Genomic DNA, 22,205 nt, shown 5'->3' with positions numbered 1-22,205 from the left:
AATAATGCCATTTTATACAGAATAAAAATAGGACGTAAAAGGACGTTTACCGCTCTAATTTCTGAGCATAATTTCCATGACTTTTATATTTAGTAATGGTCCCGTTTGTATCGCGTATAAAAGTTAAAGTTTCTCCCAGTTCCTTATTATCTCTTATTCTACGGAAGGTATCGCCTTGTATGTGTTTGTAAAACGTCATTGCAGATCCTGGTTTTTCTGAAGGCAATCCAAGACTTACCAGTTTGCCATTCCATGTAGAGATGTAAACTTCACTAGACCATGGTAACGGACTATAATATCCAACAAATTCTGATAGCTTTTTCTGTGTAGCTTTGTCTGTGGCAGGCTGTGCTTTGCTTACGTTTTTAATGATGCCATCTATGCCGTTAACATATTTTTCTGGATTTACACCATTAGCGTTAATCATGACCGAATAGGCTCTTTTACTATCTAAATCTATGTTTAGTGTGGTTTTATACCCTGGACAAATGCCGTTATGTCCCACCCAAGTATTTCCGTTTGTACCTTTAGAAATAATAAATCCGAGTCCCCATGCCCATGTGGTTCCCCATTTTGGGTTTATCCAATGTATATTTTGCATGTATTTTAAAGTTGAAGGCTTTAGTATTTCGGTCACAGTGGTATCTCTTAATCGGAATTGCCACGACGCAAATTTCCCTAAATCTAGCACGTTTGAAGAAAATCCAGCAGCTGGTGTAATGCCGTTGGCCTGAAAGAAGTTCACTTGTTCGCGTTTCCCTTGTCGCGATATAGCGCTATAACCTACGGCGAGTTCATTACCATATAATTGCTCTGGTAGTGTGGTTTGGGTGTTAGTGAGTCCAAGCGGGATGAGTATGTTTTGTTCTACATATTCATCATAAGGCATGCCAGAACGTTCTTCAACAATTTCACCCAAAAGGGTAAATCCTAGGTTGCTATATTGAAAATACGTGGAGGCAGGATACAAGGTTTCTTGTTCACTTAATTTGGAATCTATTTGTGCCTTGGTAGGAAAAGGGAAATCTGGACCTGTCCAATAAGGATAGGCGGCTTCTCTAGGAAGTCCAGAAGAATGCGTTAATAATGTTCTTACGGTAATCGGGCCGCTTTCTGGATATTGCTGTTCCACTTTATAAGCCGGAAGTAAGTCGCTTACTTTATCGTCTAAGCGTAGTTTTCCTTCATCATATAATTTCATTACAGCCACCGATGTGAATAACTTAGAAATAGAACATATACTACAACGTGTAGAAGGTTCTGCCTTAATTTGCTTTTCTACGTACGATAGACCAAAAGCGCCTGACCACAACACATCTTGATCTTCAATTACAATAGCGGTTAAACTGGGTAAATTGTCAAAATCTTTTTGAGCATCTAGCCAGACTTCTACAAGTTTAAAGGCTTCACTATAGTCCTTTTTATCTGTTTGGGAAAAGCTCGAACTGATGGATAATAACAGTAGGGCTGCAACGTAAAATTTTTTCATAGTCTTATTTTTTAGGCTTTCTTATTCATAGCTTTCTAAAAATAAAACAATTCTTTGAAATATGTTTATGTTAAAATCTAAAGCGCACTTTTTTAAACAGACTTAGAGCTAGTGTAGTGCGTAGGTTTGTTGATGTATAAAAGTTAATAGGGTGTGTGCTGCTTAGAATTATTAATCCGCTTTCTCATAAATTAAACCAGGACCATCGCAAGCAATCCAACTGCTTGAAAATGTGTTTTCAGAATCAAAAACCATTTCTTCTTTTAAATTAGAAAAGCAAGACCCAATAATATCACTGTCTGTACTAAAATTAAATTCTAAAAAGTCACCGTTTGTAGACTCTGAATACGTATAAGTTCCCGCAGCTACAGTGGTTGTACTATCTTGTATTCTTGTTTTTTCGAAGGTTCCATCGGTGTACAAGCTATACGTTTCTTGCCATTCCATATCTGCGCCCGAAGTTTCAGATCCTTCTATACGTCCAGATATTTGTATGAGTATCCAATCTCCGACAAGGTCAGTTTCTTGAGTAGTCGTGTCATCATCATGACCACAAGCAGTTAATATTCCAATCAGTATCACATATAAAATTTTCTTTTTCATAACAGGTAAGGTTTTATTTTATAGATGATAATAATGTCAAAGGTTGCGTGAAACTGCTGATGAATTAAGAATGACATGTAATTTATATACCATTCTTACACCAATTTCACAGATACACTTCAATGTTTTGCGTGGTTTTGTTTGAGCTTGTGTTTTAGGTTATTCGATAACGAGATTTTTGTCTTTTGGATATTTTATAGAGTAGTTTAAGTTCATGGTTTTCGTTTCTTTAGGATTAATAGAAAAATCCCATGTAATTTCGCCTGTGTCTTTGTCGTGCTCTGCTTTGGTCATTTCAGTAATATCAACTTTAATTTCTTCTAGAGTAGATACCGGAACCTGATCGAAAATAGACATATTTATGGTTTGGTTTTTATTGTTTTTTACAAGAATAGTCCAAGCTCTGTTGTCTTCTTTTTTACTGCCAATAAATTGTTTGGTGGTAAAGTCTTTAACCTTTTCTCTTTTTACCGATACATTTTTATCTCTTCCAAGCGAGATTTTTAAAGTGTCGGATGCATATCTTGTATCTAACAAGGTTTTTCCAACGTAAGTGTCTTCAAAAAACAAATTAGCTTCACCTTCTAGTAAATTATATTTTTCCCAATCTGAGACTTCAGCAATTAAGAACGCATCTTTTTCTATTTTAGGAACGCATATGTAATTGTAATCTGCAGGTAATTGATAGTTTGCCATATCTACAGTATAACTTTTATTGTCCGATTTTACGGAATACGGAATGTCGATAGCGAAATCTACGGTGGTTTGTTTCACAACTTGATTCGCCGGAATAGGAGTACTGCTAGCTTCTTTTATGTTGATACCACCAACTCTTCCCGATAAAGCTTCATTTACCGATTTTCTTCTTTTAGATGATGTTCCATACCCAATAACCACAACCTCATCAAGTGCAGTGATGTCTTCTTGTAATTGTATGTTTAAGGGCGATTGACGTATTGCTGAGGTTTGGTTGATATACCCGATATAAGAAAATGTCAATTGGCTTGAGTAGTTTGGAATTGTAATCGAGTAATTTCCATCAAAATCTGTACTGGTTCCAATAGTTGTCCCTTCAACCAATACGTTTACTCCAGGAAGTGGTAAACCTTGCTCGTCTAATACTTTACCTGTAATTTCATTAGAGGTTAGGTTATAAGTAGGTGGTAAGGTGTTGTAATTTAAATAATACGTTTTTAGTTCTGGTGCTACGCCTGAATTGTTCGGGTTAGCCGAAGATAAATTTAATTTTACATTAGTCCAATCTACTTTTGTGTCTTGCTTAACATTCGCTTTGTAAATAATTTCTATAGGTTCGTTTATGGTTTTTGCACGAATATCGTAGCTCGGAAACCAGCTCGAGTTTCCTACTAAATAAGACAGTTCAAAGTCGGCTTTATTATAATTTTTAGAATCTATTTTCACAAGTATTTCTCCATTAGGAAATTCTTTTTGACTGGTCAAGGTTTTTATTTGCAGGTCTATATCCGATTTTGAATTGTTAAGAGTTTCCAGCTTCTTAATAATGTCGATTTCTTTAAGTTTTAAAGCGGTTAATTTTGTACCATAGAAATTTGAAGCTTCCTTTAAATTAGTCACACTAAGTTCTTGATTTTTACCTCCAATAGTTCTGTTTTCTTGTAAAAAAGCCAATTCTTCCTTTAAAATATCTAAGTAGGTTTTCTCAAGATTTATTTTGCTAGCTAAGTCTTCAGATTTTAGTTCTAAGTCTAATACTTCTTGTTGCTTGTCTAATTTATCGATGTAATTTTGCTGATGATTTACAGATAATACAGTTAAATTTCCGTTTGCTTTAACCTGAATACTTTTGGCATCGATAAACGGTGAAAGGTTGATGAATTTTAGTATCGTAATGCCTTGTTGCAAGTCGATTGTTTTTTTTCTGGTTATTTGTGCATCTTTAATAAAGACGGTGACTTCACTAACTTCAGAAGTTATTTTTTTTTCGTTTATAATTTGAGCGTATGTGGTACTAAATATTAAGCAAAACGTAAACAGAATGATATGTTTCATGGTATTGTAATGAGGTTTTAAAGTTAGGTTGCTAGTTGGGGTTTTGTGAAATTTTGTATTAAAGTAAGACAATTATTTGTAATGGAATTAATATAAAACCGGAATTAAACGCGTTTCTTAAAACAATTAGGTTGTGTGTGTTATGGTTTTATAATAGTTCTTAGGTTTATACATTTTAGTGCGTTTAAATTCTTAAATAGTATTAGTCTGTAATTTCTATTAACGGATCTGTAGGCGTTAATTCAGGAAAATCGGGCATAGGTTCATAGTTTCCTTCAACAGCACCCATAGATTGCTTACCGGTTATTTTATCTATATAGTATTGCCCGAAGACCATCTCGTTATCCAAATAAATAACATACATATCAGATGTTTCTACAATACTGTTGTTGAACCCTGAACGTGGCAAACCAAACGAACGGATTACAAAATCAAGGTGTTCTTGCTCTTCCGCAGTGGGAATATAAAAGTTGTCAAACCCCCAATAGTCGAACGGTGAGATGTCTTGGTTGCTTAGGTTAACTTCAAAATCAAAACTTAAATTTGAATCCTTTTTATTAAGTGGTGTAAATCTGATGATTCGTCTGTATCTAACTATGGTTTCTTTAAAATTCTTCCACACTGTAATATCGTATAATAGCGAATCGAATACAAACTCAGGATATTTTGAGGCTAAAATTTTATGGGATTGCTGAATGCATTGGTCTTTCTGTGAAGGCATAGTTTGGCTTATGGATAATGTATGTCCAAAGCGTGTGTTATGTATGTCAGCTTGTGTTGAAACACTTAAAAAGAGTAAAACGGCAAAGTATAGATAAGTCATGGTAACAAGTCTCTTGGATTACTGCCCACTTCTTATATCTCAAACTCAACGATGGTTGTCTGAGAAGAAGTCTTGATAATATTATAGTCCGAAAATAAAACTATTATTTGTAACCGCTATACCTGAAAACCGTAGTTCTGTTCCATTTGTAAAGCAAATGTAAATATTATGAGCGCTTGTGTTTTAAAACTATTAGAAAAGGGGCGGAACAGTTTGGAGCAGTATACTAATGTTTTGCAAAGTGTAAGCAATCGGGGTTAATTTTTGAATCTTCGTTGTTATTGAGGCTTTTGTTTTTCATTAAACCGTTTAACAATCATAAAAGTTATTCATCCTAATACTACAGGCGTTAGTGCGCCAATACTTAATAAGGTTCTGTTTGAAATTTCTAATAAGACATGTTTAAAAAATTTAAATTATTATTCTAGTTTGGATATGATAATGTAGATGATCAATGTATAATTGGCATCTATTTGTTGTTTACTATTTTAGTGATGACTATTTTTTTAGAATGTGCTTCGTCTTTTTATTAATTTCGATAAGCTCGAGTATTTAGAGTGAATTTTGAGGTTTACCAATTTCATCAAGCAATTCACTTGTGTTGGGTTGATTTTTCTTCCACGTTTTTTCTAAATATTTATACAATCCATAGCAACTTAAAATTCCGAAAGGGAGCATGACTATTCCTAATAACGATTCATTTATATCACTAATATAACCTGGTGCTAAAATTTCTAGTATGAGTGCTATAGAGAAACTAAAGAGTATTATGCCAGCATAATAAACCACGACTCCTAAAATAGCAAATCCCCATTTACTTTTATTATACTTTTCGGCTAATTTGTAAAAATATTTGCCAATCCAATACAGAAATACTAATCCTAACATAATTCTAGTTTTGTAGTTTAGACACTTGGTTTAAACTGTACCAGAATTTTAAGGTGAAAAATAAAATAGGTTCTAAAATGAAAAGTCTGGTTAATTTACTAGTATTAAAAATAATATAAATTTTGTAAACTCATTTGAGGTAAAACCGTAATTATTGAAATTCTTTACCGCTAAGAAATAGATTTAATTTTGAGTGTATAAAAGCATGTTTTAGTGCTCTTGTGCCTTAAAATCTGTCTGTGCTAACCAAGAAAACATTTTATCGAAGGCTTGCTCTCTAACGGCTTTAGAAGATAAAAATACATCGTGTAGGGCATGGTCAATTTGTGCTAAGGTTACCTTATGTCCTAATTTTATACCCACTCGTTTAATGTCTTCAATATTTAAAACAATATCATGCGTCATGGCTGCTTTTGTATATGTTTTAGTCTTTATTGAGCCTGATGAATGTAAAATTAAAACAGGACTTTGGATGTCCGGTTTTTCTAAAGATTTTTGCGCTCTAGCAATTGCTGTCACCCATTTAAAATAGGTTGGAAATCCGTGTATTGGTTTCCAGTCTAAATTGAAATCCCAACTGCCATAATAATCTTTGTGAATGCTTTGTGCGTAAGCCGGGGAAAGCACGCCTTCAATTTTAGCATAGTCAGAGACTTTGCTTATTAATTTTGCGACAAAAAGACTGATTGATTTTTCAATTTTGGATTGATTAAAATCTAGAAAAGGGGCGTTTAAAATTAAACCCTCTACAAGATTTCGCTCTGTTCCATAATTCATGTAACAACTCGCGGTTAACCCTCCTGTAGAATGTGCTAATAAAAAAACAGGATTAGTTTTATTTTTAATTTTGCGAATGGCAATTGAGATTTCTTCAAAATATTCTTTTAAGTCTTTACAGTAATTCGGGTGCTGGTGTGGCAATAATGCACGACCATGTTTACGAAGATCGAGTGCGTAAAAATCAAAATTATTTTGGTTACATGTTTCACCCAAATGCGGATGGAAAAAATAATCTACATAACCATGTATGTATAAAATAGATTTTCGCTGCCCTGTATTATGGTTGGAGGCTGTTAAGACGGCTTGGACTTCACCTTCATAATCTGCTTCAAGTGTAATAATTTCGCTAGTGTAATCGTCTTTTAAATTCATTCTTGTGTATTTGAAACGCTACTAAATCCAAATGACTAAACCGTATAATTTATGTGTTATACGGTTTAGTATACCATAATTGGCTTATTGTAGGCATAGGATTTATCTAGCAAACCTTTAATCTAATCTGTTTTTACGTTGCTTTTTAGACGTATGGTTTGCATTGCTTTTGGTGCAATTTGAGAGGTAAAGGTGTTAGTACCTAATGCTAAAGATAAATGGTATGCTTCTTCATTATTATTGTATACCACAACAACAATAGAGCCATCTGTGTTTTTAGCAGCTGTATAAATAAGTCCGTTCGTGTGTTCTCCTATCAGCTCAATTCTATGTGCATCGGGGCGAATAAATTTACTAAAATGACTTAGTAAATAATACAGTGGCGTGTAAATGACTTCATCTGTAGCAGGATTTATAAGCACTGGCGCGCTATTAAAATTGTTATATGGGTTAGGTTGCCCTTGATTACTTAAAATACTGCACCATTCTACATAACCTTGAGTGCCGTGGTTTAAATCTGTAATAATATCATGGGCATAGGTTTCAAACGGTACAAACGTCCCTGCATAATCTGTACTTGCTCTCCAATACTGTCCGACAGGGGCTTTGGCGTCTATATCTATACTCGATTCTGAATGAATCATCCCTTTATTAGGCCAAGTTTCTTGAAGTGTCTTTACCTCTTCAGCATAATAGTTGTTTTCCTTAAGTTCGGAATTTGTATACCAATGGAAAGCAGTTCCCCAAGCATATTTCGATGCTTCAGGATCTTCGTAGGTTGGTGTAACGTAATCAATCATAGTCGATTTATTATGGTCGTAAATAAGGACGTGTAATCCGGCATCTAAATCGTTCAGATCAAGATGACCATCTTTTACCAGTTGCGGACCAAGGTGATCTCTTAAAAAGACTCGTGCTTGTTCTGGAGTAAATCCATTACTATCCCATGCGGCATCGTGATAATGTAAAGGTTCGTTTTGAGGTGTAAGTCCCCAAAGTGTAATGCCTTTGTCGGCATAAGCGCTTACATACATAGATAAGTATTTGGCCCACACACCATAATATTCAGGAAGTAAGCTTCCGTTAGTCATTTCTGCAGTTTCTCCTGTTTTCATCCATGATGGCGGACTCCAAGGCGAAGCAATAATTTTAAAATCTGCTCCAGGAATGCTAGACGCTTCTAAAATCATGGGGATTAGATCGTATGTAGAATCTACCAATTGCACACCTTGCACTTGTTCATTTTCATCGCCAGAAAATCCTCTAATATCTTGTTGAATGCTAAATGTAGACAGGTCGGTGTCTCCTGCTTCAAGGTAAGTGTAGTGGGTGTTAGAGTAATCGCTACTGTTAATATGTGTTCTTGTAAGCGTGAATCCAGCACCGGCTGTTGGACTGAAAAGTTTCGTAAGAACATCTTTACGTAAGTCTACTGGAATGGTGGCTAGGTTCCATGCAGACGACTCTGTAAATGATGCTCCAAAACCAATGTACTTCTGAAAGGTTTGCTCAGGATGCAATTCTAAAGTTGCTTTGTTTTTTACTGAATCAGACGATTGGGTGTGTTGGTTTGTTTTTAATTTGAGATTATCTCCTGCTTGAGATGTTTGATATATTTCGATATCGTAATCTTGAGTTGCTTTTTTATTTGAGCAACCAACAAGCAACAGAATTAGAACCAGTATGGGCAGATGTGTGATGCTTTTAATTTGGTTTTTCCGCTGCGCTGTGCTACTAAATGGTTTCATGTTCTATGTTTTTTTTTGAGGTTATTTAACTTCTGAAACCCAAACAAACGCGCGTTTATTTAAGCCAGAAGTCTAGTTAAATTTGTTTCCTTAAAAATAAAACAATTTGGCATAATTACGGTACAGAATACCCGTAATAATAGGTGTTTTTTAAGCGGATTGATTGTCGCTGATTAGGAGCGTTATACTTTTCTTTAGGAAAGACCAGAAGCTTAGATAATGTTGCTTAGAGTGGAGTTAATCTAAAAAGAACACGTCTTTTTGATATTGCTTTAACATTGTGTTAGTGGTTGTTTTTTACTTCGTCAATTTCATACTGTATCCTCTCGTTCATATCAATCTTTGCACCGCTAAATGCAAAAATTAAAGTCCTGAATTCTCTGGCGTAGGGGTTTGTAATGGAATCTGCTATACTACTAGATTCAAAATACGGACTGGTTTCTTCGAGTTCACTATCCTTTTCTTGGTGATTTTTAATCCGAATAAGGTTGGTGTATTGTTGGTCTAAATTAAACCAGTTCACATAATCTGCATTAAACGACACGGCTTTTATGCCTTGTTTTGTATAATAATTTATTGCTCCAGCCTGTCCGTAATTGTCGCAAATAATAAGTGTTTGCTTTGGGTTTGGTAATGTGCCATATACAGCATCTACTTTTTTTGCCAGTTCTTTCCACCCAAGCATATCTGCATAATCTTGTGGTATGGCATGATCTGTTCCGTCTTCCCAGCGCAAAAGTCCTAAGGCTTTGTAACTGTTGGAATGTTTAACAATATATTCTGGACTCTTATTAGGAAATGACACGTTATACATGGGAATAAAAAAGCATACAGGCATAGCAATAGCAATGGGTTGTAAATATCTTTTCCAACCTGTATTTAATAGGGTCGCAAGAAACACAGAGCCAAACGAGATGTAGATAGGGTAGAGCCCGATGGCATAGTAATCTTTCGCTTTAAAACTCATAAACAGGGTAAGCGTAAAAAAGAAAGCCCAAAAGAATGCCTTGTATTTTTTAAACGGTTTATAAAACAGTAAAGCATATAAAGCTGAAATAATAACAAGCAGAGAACCTATAAAAAATAAGATTTGTGATTGTATAAAATCGAATTGGTTGATGTGTTTTAATTGGGTGTCTGATAATTCTTTAAGGTGATTAATAACAGGGAAGTTATTAGTGTATTGCCACAACAGGTTAGGGCTAATAAGCAGTAAACCTAAAAATACCGCATAGTACAGCTTTTTTTGAAGGAATACGTTGCGTTGTTTGGTAAGTAAAATAGCGGGAAGAAACCCTAAAAGTAAAAACACAATATTGTATTTGTTTAAAAACCCTAAAGCAAATACGAGCGCTGCAACAAAGAGCCATTTGGGGTTTTCGGAATTAAAATATTTAATCACGATATAGAAGAAGGTTGTCCAGCTTAAGACATCGAAAGAATTTGGTTGAAACAAGGTGTTGAGGCTTAACAGACAAGAAAACAAAACGCCAGTTGCTCCCAATATTAAAGCAAATAAATTGCCTTTAAGTGCTTCAATGGCTTTCCATACCACAAGAAGGGTTAAGGCGCCAAATAAGGCCGGAAAACATTTTACCCAAAATACAGAATTACCTAACAAATAAATTATTCTTGAAATCCAAGACGTTAAAGGTGGTACAGATAAATAGCCCCACTCTAAATGCTGACCCAAATCGAGATGAAGATATTCATCCCGTTGTAAATCATATTCAGGGCTTATTAGAGTGTATTGGAGTACAAATTTTAAAATTATAAAACCGACTAAAATAAATGCCTTTTTTGTCATTAAACTCTGAGGTTTTATTAATGATTTCTAAAGCTCTAAACTATAATAAGTTTGGTGGATTGGCAAGAAAGCATGCTATAAGTTAAAAAAAGCTAATACGTTTTTAGATTATATACGCACTAGCTTTTATAGGTTTTTAAATCCGTCTTATAGTCTTAATGCACCTTTAAATACAATTTGAGCTTGACTTTTTATCGATAATGTATCATTACCAATAAGTTCGACTTCCATAAATCCAGTCCGCTCAGAACATTGATAAGAATTCATTTTCTTTTTATTTAAGCGTTCACTCCAATATTTTGCTAAAAACGTATGAGTTCCGCCAGTTACAGGATCTTCATTTGTGCCGCTCCAAGGCCAAAAGTAACGCGATTCAAAATCAAAACCATGTCTTTGCGAGCGTGCCGTAACCAATACTCCGTTTATTGAATTATGAGCTCGTTTTAAACGTTCAAAATCTGGCGATAACTGTTTTAAGACTTCACTACTTTCAATTTCTAGAAGTAAGATATTCGTTTCACTATTATACTCGCTATTAGATATTTTATGTAGTCCAAGAGCATCTAGTAACGCTTTGGGTGCATGTTGCGGAATGGTATGGTAAACAGGAAATGCCATTGCAATAGTTTTTCCGTGTTTTGTAATTATTAAATCTAAATTTTGAATGGTCTTAAAATGAATTTTGTCTATTTCGGGATAAAGTTCAAAGCATACTTTTGAGGCTGCCAAAGTTGCATGTCCGCAGAGTGGTATTTCCATTTTAGGAGAGAAAAATCGTATTGTAAATGTATTTAACCCTCCGGTTTTAGTGATAAAAGCCGTCTCCGAAAGCCCTAATTCTTTCGCAATAAGTTGCATTTGTTTATCCGACAGTTTTTGTGTGACTAGGCAAACACCTGCTGGATTTCCTTTAAACGGTTTATCTGTAAACGAATCTACGATATAAGTATCTATGCTGATTGTCATTTTTTTAATTGTCTTATATCGTAGAACGTTATTGGTTGTAATTTTATTTCTGAATTGTTAATTATTTCGAAGTTAACAATGTGTTTAGTTTATTTTCTAAATCATCTAAGCTTTTGTTCTCCTCATCAGAAGCTCGATAACGATCAACTATAATACCTTTTTCATCGATAAGGATGTATGTTGGGATAGCTGGTACCTCATATAATTTACTAATAGAGACTCCCTGATTTTCTTTGGGCATACCATTATTAACATGGTGCCAATTTAACTCTTCATTTTTTATATATTCCTTCCAAATAGTTTTATCCCTGTCATACGAAACACCAATAATTTCCAACCCTTTTGCATGGTATTCGTCATAGATTTTTTTTACTTGAGGAATTTCTTTTTTACATGGTAAACACCAATCTGCCCCAAAATCTAATAATACCGTTTTTCCTTTAAATTGATTAAGAGTTAAAATGTCGCCATCACTATTCTCTTTAGAAAAGTTTGGTGCAATATCTCCCGAACTAACAATGTACTTGTTTATTCTCTCCTGAATAGTCTTTTCGATTTCTACACCATAATATGATTCTTTTAGTTTTGGATCAAGATTAGAAAATAGCATAGATAGAGAATCTGTAGGTAGCGAGTATTGGTAGAAACTTATTATGGAGGCGCTTAAGTACGATTTGGGGTGGTTAACAACATATTGAATTTTTATATCTTTAATGTCATTGTTTAGTTTTTTTAGTTGTTTAGAAGACGTATTAATATTATGTATTTCAGTCGCTTTTACCTGTAATGGTTCAATGGTTTCATTTAATTCTTCACTTTCAACTTGAGTTTTCGAACCACTTATTTTTGCATTTGGGAATTCCCCTTCCTTTAGTTTTATATCAATTTCGGTTGGTTCTAAAAAAAACTTTAAACGATTAGGATCTTCCATACTATTTTCACTTAAGTTAGTTGATAATCCAACCATAGACGTATGCATTAGATAACCTTCTGCTGAAAAAGATTGATCTACTATTGGCAATGTATCGGAAATGTAAACGTCGGAACTGTCACGGTAACTTAAGATTACATATTCAGTATTAGAACCTTCTATCTTTCCATTTAAAGTAAAAGCTTTGGGATTACGTTTTGGTTGATTACAAGACGTCAAAATCAATAGTCCGAGTGTAATGGTTGCATACGTTTTAATTTTCATATTGTATATAGTGTTAAGTTGTTACTCTTTTTTAAAGGTTGGGCTCTTCTAATATACTGCAAAACATTGGTTATGTTGTTTTTAGAATAGTAATTATAAACATAAAGTATTTTGGTGAATTTGTTTTGCGGGAAAACCGTAATTACAACATTTTTTGGGTAAGACCTTTGCATGAAGCGATCTTATCCTTTTAAATAGGATAGTGTAGCGAAACGTTTCAGTGTTTACAATAGTTATTTTAATGATAAACAATTTGCTTTTCAATATAAAACGTAAAGGGAGTTACCCTAACAATTGGGTTGTGTTTTTATAGGCCTAATTGAAGCGGTTTGTTGTCTAAGCTAGTGTTCTAGTATAATGTTAGAGTTTTCTAATAAAACATAACTTACAATACAGACTAAGCTTATGATGTAAAGTCTTAAAATGCTTAATTTTTTTTTATTCTGATATAATGTCATCTTTCGTATTAAATGTTCCATCAGGTCCAGCAGATCGTATTAAGAATTGTTTACCATTTTCAGAAATCTTAAATTCATATGTTCTATTCCATGCATCTTTTTTCCAATCTTGCCTAGCTGGACTATTTCCTATTAATTCATTTAGATCTGTTGGGTAGTGGCCTAAATTTTCATTCCAATTTTCCATTCTTTCGCTCATTTTCAACACTTCTTTTTTTGTGTTTTCTGGAAATGTATAAGTCCTTTGAAAAGTAATAATTAGAATACAGCTATGCTTACAATTACTATAGCAGAAATACATATTAAAACACTTGGTTGCATAACATATTTTTTAAAAGGTCTTTTAATGCCATCTTCCTTTTCCTTTTTACTTATTCGTTTTTGATGTTTATAATCTTGATGAATTAACCCGAATTCTGCAAAAGTTGAAAGTATAAATTCTATCATGCTGTTCTTTATTCTAACATCTGTTATTTTTCCTGAAACGCTATAAATACCTATACCGTTAGTCAGGACATGTAGATTAAATCATAACCCTAAAAATAAAACAATTTGGTATACAGCCTTTACTGTAAAACCGTAATTATCTGAGTTTTTAGACTTATAGTGTAATGATTTACGAGCAACTGTTTACTATTGCTAAATTGAAATGAGATCACTAAAGGTGATGTTTATTGAAGTGTTGTAGCGGAAAAATCGATATTTACTTATTTCAGTTTATTCAAAAGACTTCTTTAATTACTAACTTTATCTTTCTTGTGTATCAAAAATTTTCTATCATTTTCGTTTTTTGTCAGATGTATAGCTAAATCCAAATGCGCAATTTGGTTTTGTTTATCTATTCCGCAGTATAATTCCGCCAAAAGAACATGGTAAAGGTGGTTTTGTTTTAAGTCGATTTTTAAAGCTTCTTTTAATGCAATTTCTTTATGTTGTGCCATGGCTAAAGCATACGTTCTGTTTAATGCAGTAATAGGAGAATATTCAATTTGTAAAAGTCTATTGTACAGTTGTAAAATGTTATTCCATTTTTTCTTTTCAACTACATTTAATCTTGTATGCCAAAAAGCAATACCAGCTTCTAAATGATATTTTGATACTTCCTGACCCTTTGCCGAAATATTTAGATAGGTTTCTCCCTTTGCAATGAGTTCAAGATTCCATTTGTTTTTGTTTTGTTCTTTATAAATCACTTGTAGTCCAACTTGGTCAAACCGTGCTTCAAACCTTGACGTATGAAAGCAAAACAGCGCCATTAACGCATTCACTTTTGGGATATTTGTTTTGTTGTTTTCTGTGAGGATATAAAGTAAACGCATGGCCTCAAAGCATATGTCTTTACTAATGGTGTGCTTTGATGTAGATGAATAATAACCCTCATTAAATAGCAGGTACAGAATTGAAAGTACGTTATCTAAACGTTTTTTTAAGTTTGAATTAGACGGAAACGATAAATCTACATTATGCACTCTTAAGTTATGTTTAGCTCTATATAACCTTTTATTGATGTTTTCTTTTGTACTTAAAAGTGCGTTGGCAATTTCATCTATACCAAAGCCGCAGAGTATTTTTAAAGCAAGGGCGATTTGTGATTCATTACTATTAATAGGATTACAAACAGCAAACAACATTTGCAATTCACTATCCTTAATATTTGCTTCAGATAGGTCTAGTTCTATTTCTTGAGTACAGGATTGCTTGTTTTTAAGTTCGGGAGCAATGTTTTCGGTAAAGCGTTTCTTTCTTCTAAAATAATCTTTCGTTTTATTTTTTGCTACTGTATAAAGCCAAGCTTTAGGGTTTTCGGGAATTCCTTTTAAACCCCAAGTTTCGGAAGCTAATAGAAAAGTATCGTTTGCAATATCTTCAGCAATTTCTATTTGTTCTATGCCAAACAACTTACAGAGTACAGAAATAATTTTTCTATACTCTGTTTTAAATAGTTGTGGAATAAGTTCCTTGTCTTGCATAAAGTATTACACTCCAAATTGAGTTAAATGATGGTCTAAGTGTTTGTAAAACATGTTATTCCATTCGGTTATGCTTAATGTCCCAAATCCGTGCGACTCTTTATTGTCGAAATGATCTGCCCCTAACTCTTGTGTTTTGGCAATGTAATTAATTAACCGTTTGTTTTCTGTTTCAAAGTGTCTGCTATCAGTAATTTTAAACGCAGGTGCCGTTTGTCCGTTGCGTTTATATGGTGTTTCATTAGTCACGATTTTTTTTATAAAGGCTGTCATTATAGCTTTCATAAAAAAGTTTGGTTTCGGATGTTTGTTCTCATAAACCATTTCGTAGGTAACGTTGCAATGTGCTAACATTTCTGAAACATTCATTTTTCCCCACTGGGGTTGTGTATCGGGTTTTAGATTGTTAATACGGTGAATGACTGTCTCTGAAACTTCTTTGTTAAATATATTTGGTAAAGCCATCTTATAAATTAATTAGCATAACATCCCGTACTTCTATTTTTCCACCCATAAGAAGTGTTGGGCAACCTTCAGAAAGTGTTACAGCGTCGACAAGATTCTCTGCTTTTACAATAATGTAGCCTCCAACTATTTCTTTTATTTCGGCATAAGGTCCATCGCTTACAACGCCGCTTGCGTTTACCGTCTGTCCTTCGTACCCCAAAGCATTAGTGCTTACAAATTTTCCTTGTGCTGCGATACCGCCAATCCAATCTTGCCATTGTTTAATCATGGCTTGCATTTGTTCTGGAGAAGGTTTGGGTTGATCCGTTTTTTCATTTCTGAAAATCATCATAAATTCTTTCATAGTTTCTAATATGTTATGTTTATACCTTTATGACGATTGAGAGTGTTAAAATAGGACATCGGTTTTTGTTTTTATGGTTTCTTTTTTTTTGTTCCTAATCTCTTTACGCTAAAGAGCATCCTACCTGGATTATTCAGTTAAAAATAATTCTAAAAATACCATAATTTGGTCTAACTTGTTTACTCGTAGACTGTAATTATCTGTGTTTAGTGCTACTGTGTAGGGTTTTTTAACTTAACCATTATAGGCCTAAAGTCAAGATCTATTATTTTGTTGGTCGTGTTTATATATTTAAAGGTTTACATTACGCCATTATCCTGAATTGATTTTAATTCCATGTGTTCAAATTTGGTAATGCATTTTTGTATATTTTGAAAAGGGTTTTTATTGGAATTAGCTAGGGACAAAGAGGCGTAGAGCCTTTTAGGAGTAAGAATAGATAACGACTAAGTAAGTATGTGAAAATGTTGAGAAGATTGCACACTCTGTATTCATTTTGATTTTTAGATTTCTTCTAAAATTGATATACCGTTTGATTTATCACCAGAAGTCCACGTCCAATTTTCATGAAGTCGAATTTTTCCATTAGGTAATCGTTCTGGTGTAGATTTGCAAACTCCAGTCATTAAAACGCCATTTTCATTAACCTGATGGTATCTCATATTTATGTTTCCAACGGTATCTACAAGACCTATAAGATGTCCTTTTATAATTTTTCCACCTGAATACGTTGATGTTAAAATGTTTCCTTCTTGTATATATTCGAATAGGGTGTCTTTAGTAGTTTCTCCATGTTCAGAGTTCTGTACAGGTCTGAATTTTCGGTTGTTATAATTTATGGTGTCTTTAATATGCATTCGGATTGTAGCGATTTTATGTATGTGAATTTGGATGTTTGATTGCGAGTGTTGCCTTTTTAGGTAGTATGTATGTTATAATTTGGTTATAACGGTTTTGTATAAGATTAGTGGCGCGTTTTAGCACCTAATTTAGTAAATAGAAACCGAATAAAATATTCCGCAGGGATAGTCGTAAGTAGGGAAGAACAAAGCAATTAACTATACGGTGTTAGCTACAGTTTTTTGTTTTTCTTTTCATCATTTTGTCAATTCGTCTTTTATTTTCCTGTTGTAATAATAAAGGGTATAAGTTCATTAAAACATTAGGAATCATCATTATCAATCCGAATAATATTCCCACATCAATGCTTTTGTAAATAGCAAAAATGGTCACAAAGATAAATCCGATTAAATGACTTATTTCAGAGATAGTCATTTCATTCCGAATTACGGTCAAGTCGGTATTTCTGTTTTCTAATTTGATTTTCTGATTAAAAAATTTGAAAAAAGTATTTTTTACAATCCATTTAAAGTATTTGATTCCGATATTTTTATTCAGAGATTTGCTTTTAATAAAATTCAGATTAGATAGCTTTTTGTAATATGCCGTTTTCATAAGAATACTGTTGATAATCATTCCGACTATCCAAGATATAAAGGACATTGAAATTCCGAATATAAATCCCAGTATAATGTGTTTCAGTATCATTTTTTTAAATTATGCCTAACGGTTTTGTGTAATGAACGTTGCTGTTTTGTATGCGAGGATTTTCCGCAGGAAAGTCAGGAGTTACAAAAGTATACTAACTCTTGATTAAGGACTAAGTTAATCAATATTTTTATACGATATTAGCTCCAGTTATTTTATTAATTTTATGATGTTGGGATAAAAATTTCCTGTTTGCCCTTTGTTAACTTTGATAGCAAATATTATTGGTAAAATGATGTTTATAACATAAAGAAAAAGCCAAAAATATAATGAAAGTATTAAATTTCCTGGACCAATTTCTAAATGTGTAATCTTAAGAAATGCTCCAATTATTAACCCAAAAAAAGCAAGTAAAGTCCAAATAATTTGAAAATTCAAAAGATTGGCTCCCATATCTTTCAAATCAATTATTTTATCTTTCTTAGTTATCCATAAGATAAATGGAATTACTATATTTCCTATTGGAATAATAAGACCCAATAATACAGACAAATGAAAGTAAGTTAAATAGCTTTTGTCGGTTTTTTTTCCGTAATCTAGAATGTCTTCTGCATTTAAGTCTAAAACTTTGCAAATTAAATTCAGAGTTTTTCCTCTTGGTTCACTTTCATTATTTTCAATCCGTTGAATAGTTCTCAAGTTAATTTTTGCAGATTCAGCTAACTCTTCTTGAGATAGTCCTTTTTTCTTTCTAACGTCTCTAATTTTTTTCCCAATTTCGTTCATAAGTAATAACGTTTATTTTATGGCAAAATTAATTATGAAAATACCATTTTGATAACGGTTTAAATACGACATTTTTACGACATTCATGCCAGTTATTGATTTTGTTGCGTTCTAATTGGTGCTAACGTGTTAGAGTATGGTTTAAGGTCTTGATTTTTTAAATAAAAACCGAATATAAAATTTTTAAGGATTTTCGTAAGTAGGCTGTAACTAACAATTACTTATAGCCATTGTTGTATGCCGTTATTATTATTTAATTCGTTCAGCGGTAAACTCCTCGGCAATTATAAAATGTTGATTTAAAAAAAAGTCATTAGGACTTACATCTTCATTTCCAAAGATTAGAACTTTTGCTTTTGGTTTGTCAGCGTAACCTTTGTCTTCTCCAATAATTTCATTATTTACACTAAAATTCAATTTATGTTTTTTGCAAACTTCTTTTATCGATTTCTCTAAAGACTTTGGGATGCAAATAGTTCTTTTAGAATACTTTTTGTAATACTCTACATTATTCCAAAAATATTCATTTACTGTAATCCAATTTCCTGTTTCTTTTTCCAAAACATTGCTAAGTTCTCCAATAAATTCATTTACATTTTCTGGTTTTCCTTTTATTTCGCATTCAAGTTCATTTTCATGATATTTCAATAACAAAGGATGATTTTTTAGAACTTTTAATTTCACATAGGGTAGCATTCGTTGACTAAAGAAGCCATTAAAATTTTCGGTTTTTATGCAAGTTAATTTCCATTCTTCATACTCAATTGGAATGTCATAACTGATTTGGTTAATTGACAAAAACATTTCTAAAGTATTACTGGAAGGATTATAATTGTACGATTCAAGCTTTAAATCAGAGTCTTGATAAAATTCTGTTGTATTGGTTCTTTCAATTAATTTTTGAATCATTAAAGTCTAATTTTAGTTGTGTTTTTGGTTAATTGCATATGGTTTTGTATATGATACGTTGCGTGGTTTAGCATGTAATTTAGCAAATAAAAACCGAATATAAAATCCGCGAGGATTTTCGTAAGTAAGCTTGCAATAGCAATTAATTTTACACGGGGTTGTGCAAAGTAATTTTCTTTTCACTTGTTGTTCCTTTCGTTAGATTTTCTACTTTGATTTTTTCCAGAAGTCCAAATTCGTTAAAATTCAGTTCGCTTTTACTTTCTAACGTTTCATTTATAAATTCCTCTACAATTTTTGTTTTCAATTCTCCGTTCAGATGATATTCCATTCGAATTATGTGTTTCCTTTTGTCTTTTGACCATTCGAACGTTTTAAACTCTTTTATTATTTCTTTAAACTGTCCTTTTTGATTGGTTTTAAAAGTCTGCGTTTCTTGTAATTCGTTTGCCAAATTAAATTTAAAAATTTTGGCTAAATGATTTTTTTTGTTGTATAAATAAGAAATTGAATCTTGTCTCTCAAATGTGTCATCGTAGGAAAGAACTGTTGTAATTCGGTCATTTTTGTATATCAGAGTATCCCAGGATTTTTCAACTCCGAAGTAAACTTCTTGCTTTAGAAGTCTATTGTTTTCGTCAAAGAAGAATTCATAAGTGTCAGTTTCATTATTATCTCCCCATTTCCAAATTTCCTTTTTCTCAAAGTTGTTTTTGTTATAGTAATAATATGCTGTGTCGCTTTTTGCATTTGAATAACTATGTATTTGTAATTCAGAATATTTATCAGGAAAAGAAGTAGTTATTTTTTCTAAAGTATCTCCTTTTTTATTCAAATCAAATTCCAATGTTGAAATTCCATTTTTGTCATAAATCTGAATATTTGAAATGTAGTCTGTAATTCCAGTTGAATCTCTTAAGGTCTTTGTTTTTAAAACAACATTTTTAAGATTAGGTTTTTCTCTGGATAGGTCGACTTCATAATAATCTTGTCCAAACAAGGTTGAACTAAATATCAGAATTATTATTTGAAGTAGGTTTTTCATTATTTTGCACAACGGTTTTGTGTACGGTTAGTTGCGTGGTTAAGTCACTAAGTTAGTAAATAAAAACCGAATAGAAAGTCCGCGAGGACTTTCGTAAGCAGGCTAGAACCTAGCAATAAAATATATGCATTGTTAGGCAACGTTATTTTTTATTTCATTGTTTATTTTAGTATAACATTCAGATGATTTAGGTGCAAAATTCATTCCATATTCAATTATTTTATTTGGATATCCTTGATATTTTGGTAATATAATTGAAGTTAAGTTATAACCTAATGAATGATCGTGATTATGAATAGACTTTAACATAAAATCTTTGGCAGCTCCTATAACTAAATCAGCAAATTGAAGTACTGCAGAATGAGTAGATTTCGCATAATATAGACTATCATTAAATCCAAGATTAATGAGTGGTCCTGAAAGATAATTTATTTGACTTGATGATTGTCCCAAATTGTAGGCTTTGAAATATTCTCTATTAAAAGGTTTAGGATTACTTCCATCTGGCCAATCTAAAATAATTTCAAAGTTTTCTTTGAACGGTAAATGCTTAGCAAACATTCCTACTCGCATTAATGATTGAGAAAAACAAATTTCAGTTAATTGCTCTTTTATTTTACTTAGAGGTTTGTCTGAAGGATATCTTTGTGTACAAGCAAGTATGACTTTATAATCTATATCTAATGACCTTGTGAAAATTTCATTTCTCCATTCATAAGAATCTTTTAAGAGTGCTTCATATTCTTTTAAGCGATTAAATTCTTTGTAAGTTGGTTTTAAATCCTTAAAATTCCATTTAAGTGGCAGAGTAGGATAGGTATATTTGCTTTTAATATCTCGTAAAAGTTTCTCTATTTTCTTCTCGGAATTTTCGTCAACAATTACTCCTCCAAATACTAGAACATTAGGTTTTCCTTTTTCAGTACTTAGTTCTGTATTATCTGCGTACCATTTTAACATAATGTGTTTTTTTTTAATGTTGCCTAACGTTTATGTATAAGAATAGTTGCGGGTTTGTATGCGAGGATTTTCCGAAGGAAAATCAGACGTTAAAAACAAGCAACGACCTTTGATTAAGCACTAAACCGCAATTATTTTTATACGGTGTTAGCACCTGTTTTTTATTTCATTAAATTTTCTATCATTCACATTTCCTAAAACTTCATCATATTCCCTTTTCTTCGTTTTCGGATTATGAGTTCCTTTTAAAATTTGGTAAAATGAATTCTCAACATTACTGTTTTTATTTTTCTTGGTTAAAGTTAAATCAAATAAGTTACAAATTGATTGCGCCATTTTATTTCGTTCTCCCCATTCAAATTCATTAATCCATTCTTTTTCTTGCAACTCGATAAAAAGTTCGCACAAATCTCTTTGACTTCCTTTCCATAAAATTTTAGTTGCTATTTCAGTTTTTCGTTCTTCAATTTGAGTGATTTTTGGATTAAGCATTTCTAATCTTAAATTGATAAATCGAATGTAAATTTCTAAGATTAAATCACTGATTTTTTTATTTAAAGTAACTCCGTGTAGAAATTCGATTTGCTTAAAATCAGAACTTAAAATCTCATTATATTTATTTAGATGAATTAATAATATTTTTTCTTCGTCTTCAATTCCAAAAAGGCCATTGGTTTCTTTACTGCATTTTAATACTTCATCATATTGATATATTAGTCTTGAAACTTTGTCATAAATTGCTGAATGAATAGTTTCATCAGGAAAATCAGATTCCATCATTGATTCGATTGTCGCAGGAATTCCATCTTTCACTAATTCATGATGTTTTTCTTTCCAACCATTTACTAGAAGTTCGTAAAACTCTTTTGTAATTTGAATAATTTCTGTTGAACCACTTGAGTTAATTGGAAAACTAAAATCTTGACTTTTTCTCATCCATTCAAGATTTGCAAGTTTACTTAATGAAAAGCGTTTAATGACTTGAATTTTGTTTTTGTCGTCATAGTTAATTAACTCTTCTTCTATTCTTTCCAGTAAGTCATTTGCAAAATTATATTCTATTATCATTTCTGTTA

The 22,205-nt window shown here is 32.5% G+C and carries 22 protein-coding genes; all 22 read right to left on the bottom strand.

The genetic code is table 11. From position 1 onward, the window contains the following. Window positions 1-46 precede the first annotated feature (46 nt). The 22 genes from AST99_RS16885 to AST99_RS16780 all read right to left on the bottom strand — a co-directional run bounded on the left by AST99_RS16885 (window position 47) and on the right by AST99_RS16780 (window position 22,197). Window positions 47-1,489, bottom strand: coding sequence for a serine hydrolase domain-containing protein (locus AST99_RS16885; RefSeq protein WP_057783797.1), 1,443 nt, complete (start codon window positions 1,487-1,489; stop codon window positions 47-49). Window positions 1,490-1,660: 171 nt separating this feature from the next. After that, on the bottom strand, window positions 1,661-2,092 hold the full coding sequence (locus AST99_RS16880; protein ID WP_057783796.1) for a hypothetical protein: 432 nt from the start codon (window positions 2,090-2,092) through the stop codon (window positions 1,661-1,663). Window positions 2,093-2,251: 159 nt separating this feature from the next. Beyond that, the gene (locus tag AST99_RS16875) at window positions 2,252-4,123 is read right to left on the bottom strand and encodes a DUF4139 domain-containing protein (RefSeq protein ID WP_057783795.1); all 1,872 of its coding nucleotides are present in this window, start codon (window positions 4,121-4,123) and stop codon (window positions 2,252-2,254) included. 202 nt (window positions 4,124-4,325) lie between these two features. Next, a complete protein-coding gene (locus tag AST99_RS16870) occupies window positions 4,326-4,946 on the bottom strand; it encodes a hypothetical protein (protein ID WP_157486445.1) in 621 nt (206 codons plus the stop codon). 552 nt (window positions 4,947-5,498) lie between these two features. Further along, window positions 5,499-5,834, bottom strand: coding sequence for a hypothetical protein (locus tag AST99_RS16865; RefSeq protein ID WP_057783793.1), 336 nt, complete (start codon window positions 5,832-5,834; stop codon window positions 5,499-5,501). A gap of 210 nt (window positions 5,835-6,044) precedes the next feature. Further along, on the bottom strand, window positions 6,045-6,986 hold the full coding sequence (locus tag AST99_RS16860) for an alpha/beta hydrolase (protein WP_057783792.1): 942 nt from the start codon (window positions 6,984-6,986) through the stop codon (window positions 6,045-6,047). 122 nt (window positions 6,987-7,108) lie between these two features. Then, entirely contained in the window at window positions 7,109-8,734 is a 1,626-nt protein-coding gene (locus AST99_RS16855) for a glycoside hydrolase family 30 protein (RefSeq protein WP_057783790.1), read from the bottom strand. Window positions 8,735-9,017: 283 nt separating this feature from the next. After that, entirely contained in the window at window positions 9,018-10,541 is a 1,524-nt protein-coding gene (locus AST99_RS16850) for a glycosyltransferase family 39 protein (RefSeq protein ID WP_057783788.1), read from the bottom strand. Between the two features lie 147 nt (window positions 10,542-10,688). Continuing rightward, window positions 10,689-11,507 carry a PhzF family phenazine biosynthesis protein gene (locus AST99_RS16845; protein ID WP_232301644.1) on the bottom strand — a complete coding sequence of 273 codons (819 nt, stop codon included), beginning with the start codon at window positions 11,505-11,507 and terminating at the stop codon, window positions 10,689-10,691. Window positions 11,508-11,568: 61 nt separating this feature from the next. After that, window positions 11,569-12,702, bottom strand: coding sequence for a TlpA disulfide reductase family protein (locus AST99_RS16840; RefSeq protein WP_057783786.1), 1,134 nt, complete (start codon window positions 12,700-12,702; stop codon window positions 11,569-11,571). A gap of 438 nt (window positions 12,703-13,140) precedes the next feature. Next, window positions 13,141-13,461: a type II secretion system protein GspG gene (locus AST99_RS16835; RefSeq protein ID WP_083495720.1), complete on the bottom strand. Its 321-nt coding sequence runs from the start codon at window positions 13,459-13,461 to the stop codon at window positions 13,141-13,143. Continuing rightward, window positions 13,419-13,607 (bottom strand): hypothetical protein, encoded by a 189-nt coding sequence (locus AST99_RS16830; RefSeq protein ID WP_057783783.1) that lies wholly within the window; start codon window positions 13,605-13,607, stop codon window positions 13,419-13,421. Before AST99_RS16830 ends, AST99_RS16835 begins: the two co-directional genes overlap by 43 nt. A 287-nt stretch (window positions 13,608-13,894) precedes the next feature. Then, entirely contained in the window at window positions 13,895-15,130 is a 1,236-nt protein-coding gene (locus AST99_RS16825) for an RNA polymerase sigma factor (RefSeq protein WP_057783781.1), read from the bottom strand. 6 nt (window positions 15,131-15,136) lie between these two features. Next, window positions 15,137-15,595 carry a DUF1569 domain-containing protein gene (locus tag AST99_RS16820; protein ID WP_057783778.1) on the bottom strand — a complete coding sequence of 153 codons (459 nt, stop codon included), beginning with the start codon at window positions 15,593-15,595 and terminating at the stop codon, window positions 15,137-15,139. A gap of 1 nt (window position 15,596) precedes the next feature. Beyond that, entirely contained in the window at window positions 15,597-15,941 is a 345-nt protein-coding gene (locus tag AST99_RS16815) for a YciI family protein (RefSeq protein ID WP_057783775.1), read from the bottom strand. Window positions 15,942-16,444: 503 nt separating this feature from the next. After that, on the bottom strand, window positions 16,445-16,798 hold the full coding sequence (locus AST99_RS16810; protein ID WP_057783773.1) for an avidin-fold protein: 354 nt from the start codon (window positions 16,796-16,798) through the stop codon (window positions 16,445-16,447). A gap of 211 nt (window positions 16,799-17,009) precedes the next feature. Continuing rightward, entirely contained in the window at window positions 17,010-17,489 is a 480-nt protein-coding gene (locus AST99_RS16805; protein WP_232301643.1) for a glycosyl-4,4'-diaponeurosporenoate acyltransferase CrtO family protein, read from the bottom strand. A 150-nt stretch (window positions 17,490-17,639) separates the two neighbouring features. Beyond that, the gene (locus AST99_RS16800; RefSeq protein ID WP_057783771.1) at window positions 17,640-18,215 is read right to left on the bottom strand and encodes a helix-turn-helix domain-containing protein; all 576 of its coding nucleotides are present in this window, start codon (window positions 18,213-18,215) and stop codon (window positions 17,640-17,642) included. A gap of 249 nt (window positions 18,216-18,464) precedes the next feature. Then, window positions 18,465-19,124, bottom strand: coding sequence for a hypothetical protein (locus tag AST99_RS16795; protein WP_057783769.1), 660 nt, complete (start codon window positions 19,122-19,124; stop codon window positions 18,465-18,467). Between the two features lie 148 nt (window positions 19,125-19,272). Continuing rightward, on the bottom strand, window positions 19,273-20,169 hold the full coding sequence (locus AST99_RS16790) for a hypothetical protein (RefSeq protein ID WP_057783767.1): 897 nt from the start codon (window positions 20,167-20,169) through the stop codon (window positions 19,273-19,275). A gap of 132 nt (window positions 20,170-20,301) precedes the next feature. After that, the gene (locus tag AST99_RS16785) at window positions 20,302-21,129 is read right to left on the bottom strand and encodes a DUF3800 domain-containing protein (RefSeq protein WP_057783765.1); all 828 of its coding nucleotides are present in this window, start codon (window positions 21,127-21,129) and stop codon (window positions 20,302-20,304) included. A gap of 147 nt (window positions 21,130-21,276) precedes the next feature. Further along, complete coding sequence (locus tag AST99_RS16780; RefSeq protein ID WP_057783763.1) at window positions 21,277-22,197, bottom strand: hypothetical protein; 921 nt, start codon at window positions 22,195-22,197, stop codon at window positions 21,277-21,279. Window positions 22,198-22,205: the final 8 nt, after the last annotated feature.

The sequence above is a fragment of the Formosa algae genome (assembly GCF_001439665.1).
In the GTDB taxonomy this organism is placed as follows: Bacteria; Bacteroidota; Bacteroidia; order Flavobacteriales; family Flavobacteriaceae; genus Formosa; species Formosa algae.
Note: the sequence above shows the minus strand (reverse complement) of the source record. Positions and strands in the feature narration are given on the sequence as shown.

What these genes read in the sequence shown, in the direction of transcription:
- AST99_RS16810 (WP_057783773.1), bottom strand. Translation starts at nt 16,798, where the DNA reads ATGCATATTAAAGACACCATAAATTATAACAACCGAAAATTCAGACCT.
- AST99_RS16870 (WP_157486445.1), bottom strand. Translation starts at nt 4,946, where the DNA reads ATGACTTATCTATACTTTGCCGTTTTACTCTTTTTAAGTGTTTCAACA.
- AST99_RS16865 (WP_057783793.1), bottom strand. Translation starts at nt 5,834, where the DNA reads ATGTTAGGATTAGTATTTCTGTATTGGATTGGCAAATATTTTTACAAA.
- AST99_RS16840 (WP_057783786.1), bottom strand. Translation starts at nt 12,702, where the DNA reads ATGAAAATTAAAACGTATGCAACCATTACACTCGGACTATTGATTTTG.
- AST99_RS16780 (WP_057783763.1), bottom strand. Translation starts at nt 22,197, where the DNA reads ATGATAATAGAATATAATTTTGCAAATGACTTACTGGAAAGAATAGAA.
- AST99_RS16820 (WP_057783778.1), bottom strand. Translation starts at nt 15,595, where the DNA reads ATGGCTTTACCAAATATATTTAACAAAGAAGTTTCAGAGACAGTCATT.
- AST99_RS16805 (WP_232301643.1), bottom strand. Translation starts at nt 17,489, where the DNA reads ATGATACTGAAACACATTATACTGGGATTTATATTCGGAATTTCAATG.
- AST99_RS16845 (WP_232301644.1), bottom strand. Translation starts at nt 11,507, where the DNA reads ATGACAATCAGCATAGATACTTATATCGTAGATTCGTTTACAGATAAA.
- AST99_RS16830 (WP_057783783.1), bottom strand. Translation starts at nt 13,607, where the DNA reads ATGATAGAATTTATACTTTCAACTTTTGCAGAATTCGGGTTAATTCAT.
- AST99_RS16795 (WP_057783769.1), bottom strand. Translation starts at nt 19,124, where the DNA reads ATGATTCAAAAATTAATTGAAAGAACCAATACAACAGAATTTTATCAA.
- AST99_RS16800 (WP_057783771.1), bottom strand. Translation starts at nt 18,215, where the DNA reads ATGAACGAAATTGGGAAAAAAATTAGAGACGTTAGAAAGAAAAAAGGA.
- AST99_RS16825 (WP_057783781.1), bottom strand. Translation starts at nt 15,130, where the DNA reads ATGCAAGACAAGGAACTTATTCCACAACTATTTAAAACAGAGTATAGA.
- AST99_RS16855 (WP_057783790.1), bottom strand. Translation starts at nt 8,734, where the DNA reads ATGAAACCATTTAGTAGCACAGCGCAGCGGAAAAACCAAATTAAAAGC.
- AST99_RS16885 (WP_057783797.1), bottom strand. Translation starts at nt 1,489, where the DNA reads ATGAAAAAATTTTACGTTGCAGCCCTACTGTTATTATCCATCAGTTCG.
- AST99_RS16850 (WP_057783788.1), bottom strand. Translation starts at nt 10,541, where the DNA reads ATGACAAAAAAGGCATTTATTTTAGTCGGTTTTATAATTTTAAAATTT.
- AST99_RS16815 (WP_057783775.1), bottom strand. Translation starts at nt 15,941, where the DNA reads ATGAAAGAATTTATGATGATTTTCAGAAATGAAAAAACGGATCAACCC.
- AST99_RS16880 (WP_057783796.1), bottom strand. Translation starts at nt 2,092, where the DNA reads ATGAAAAAGAAAATTTTATATGTGATACTGATTGGAATATTAACTGCT.
- AST99_RS16875 (WP_057783795.1), bottom strand. Translation starts at nt 4,123, where the DNA reads ATGAAACATATCATTCTGTTTACGTTTTGCTTAATATTTAGTACCACA.
- AST99_RS16835 (WP_083495720.1), bottom strand. Translation starts at nt 13,461, where the DNA reads ATGTATTTCTGCTATAGTAATTGTAAGCATAGCTGTATTCTAATTATT.
- AST99_RS16785 (WP_057783765.1), bottom strand. Translation starts at nt 21,129, where the DNA reads ATGTTAAAATGGTACGCAGATAATACAGAACTAAGTACTGAAAAAGGA.
- AST99_RS16790 (WP_057783767.1), bottom strand. Translation starts at nt 20,169, where the DNA reads ATGAAAAACCTACTTCAAATAATAATTCTGATATTTAGTTCAACCTTG.
- AST99_RS16860 (WP_057783792.1), bottom strand. Translation starts at nt 6,986, where the DNA reads ATGAATTTAAAAGACGATTACACTAGCGAAATTATTACACTTGAAGCA.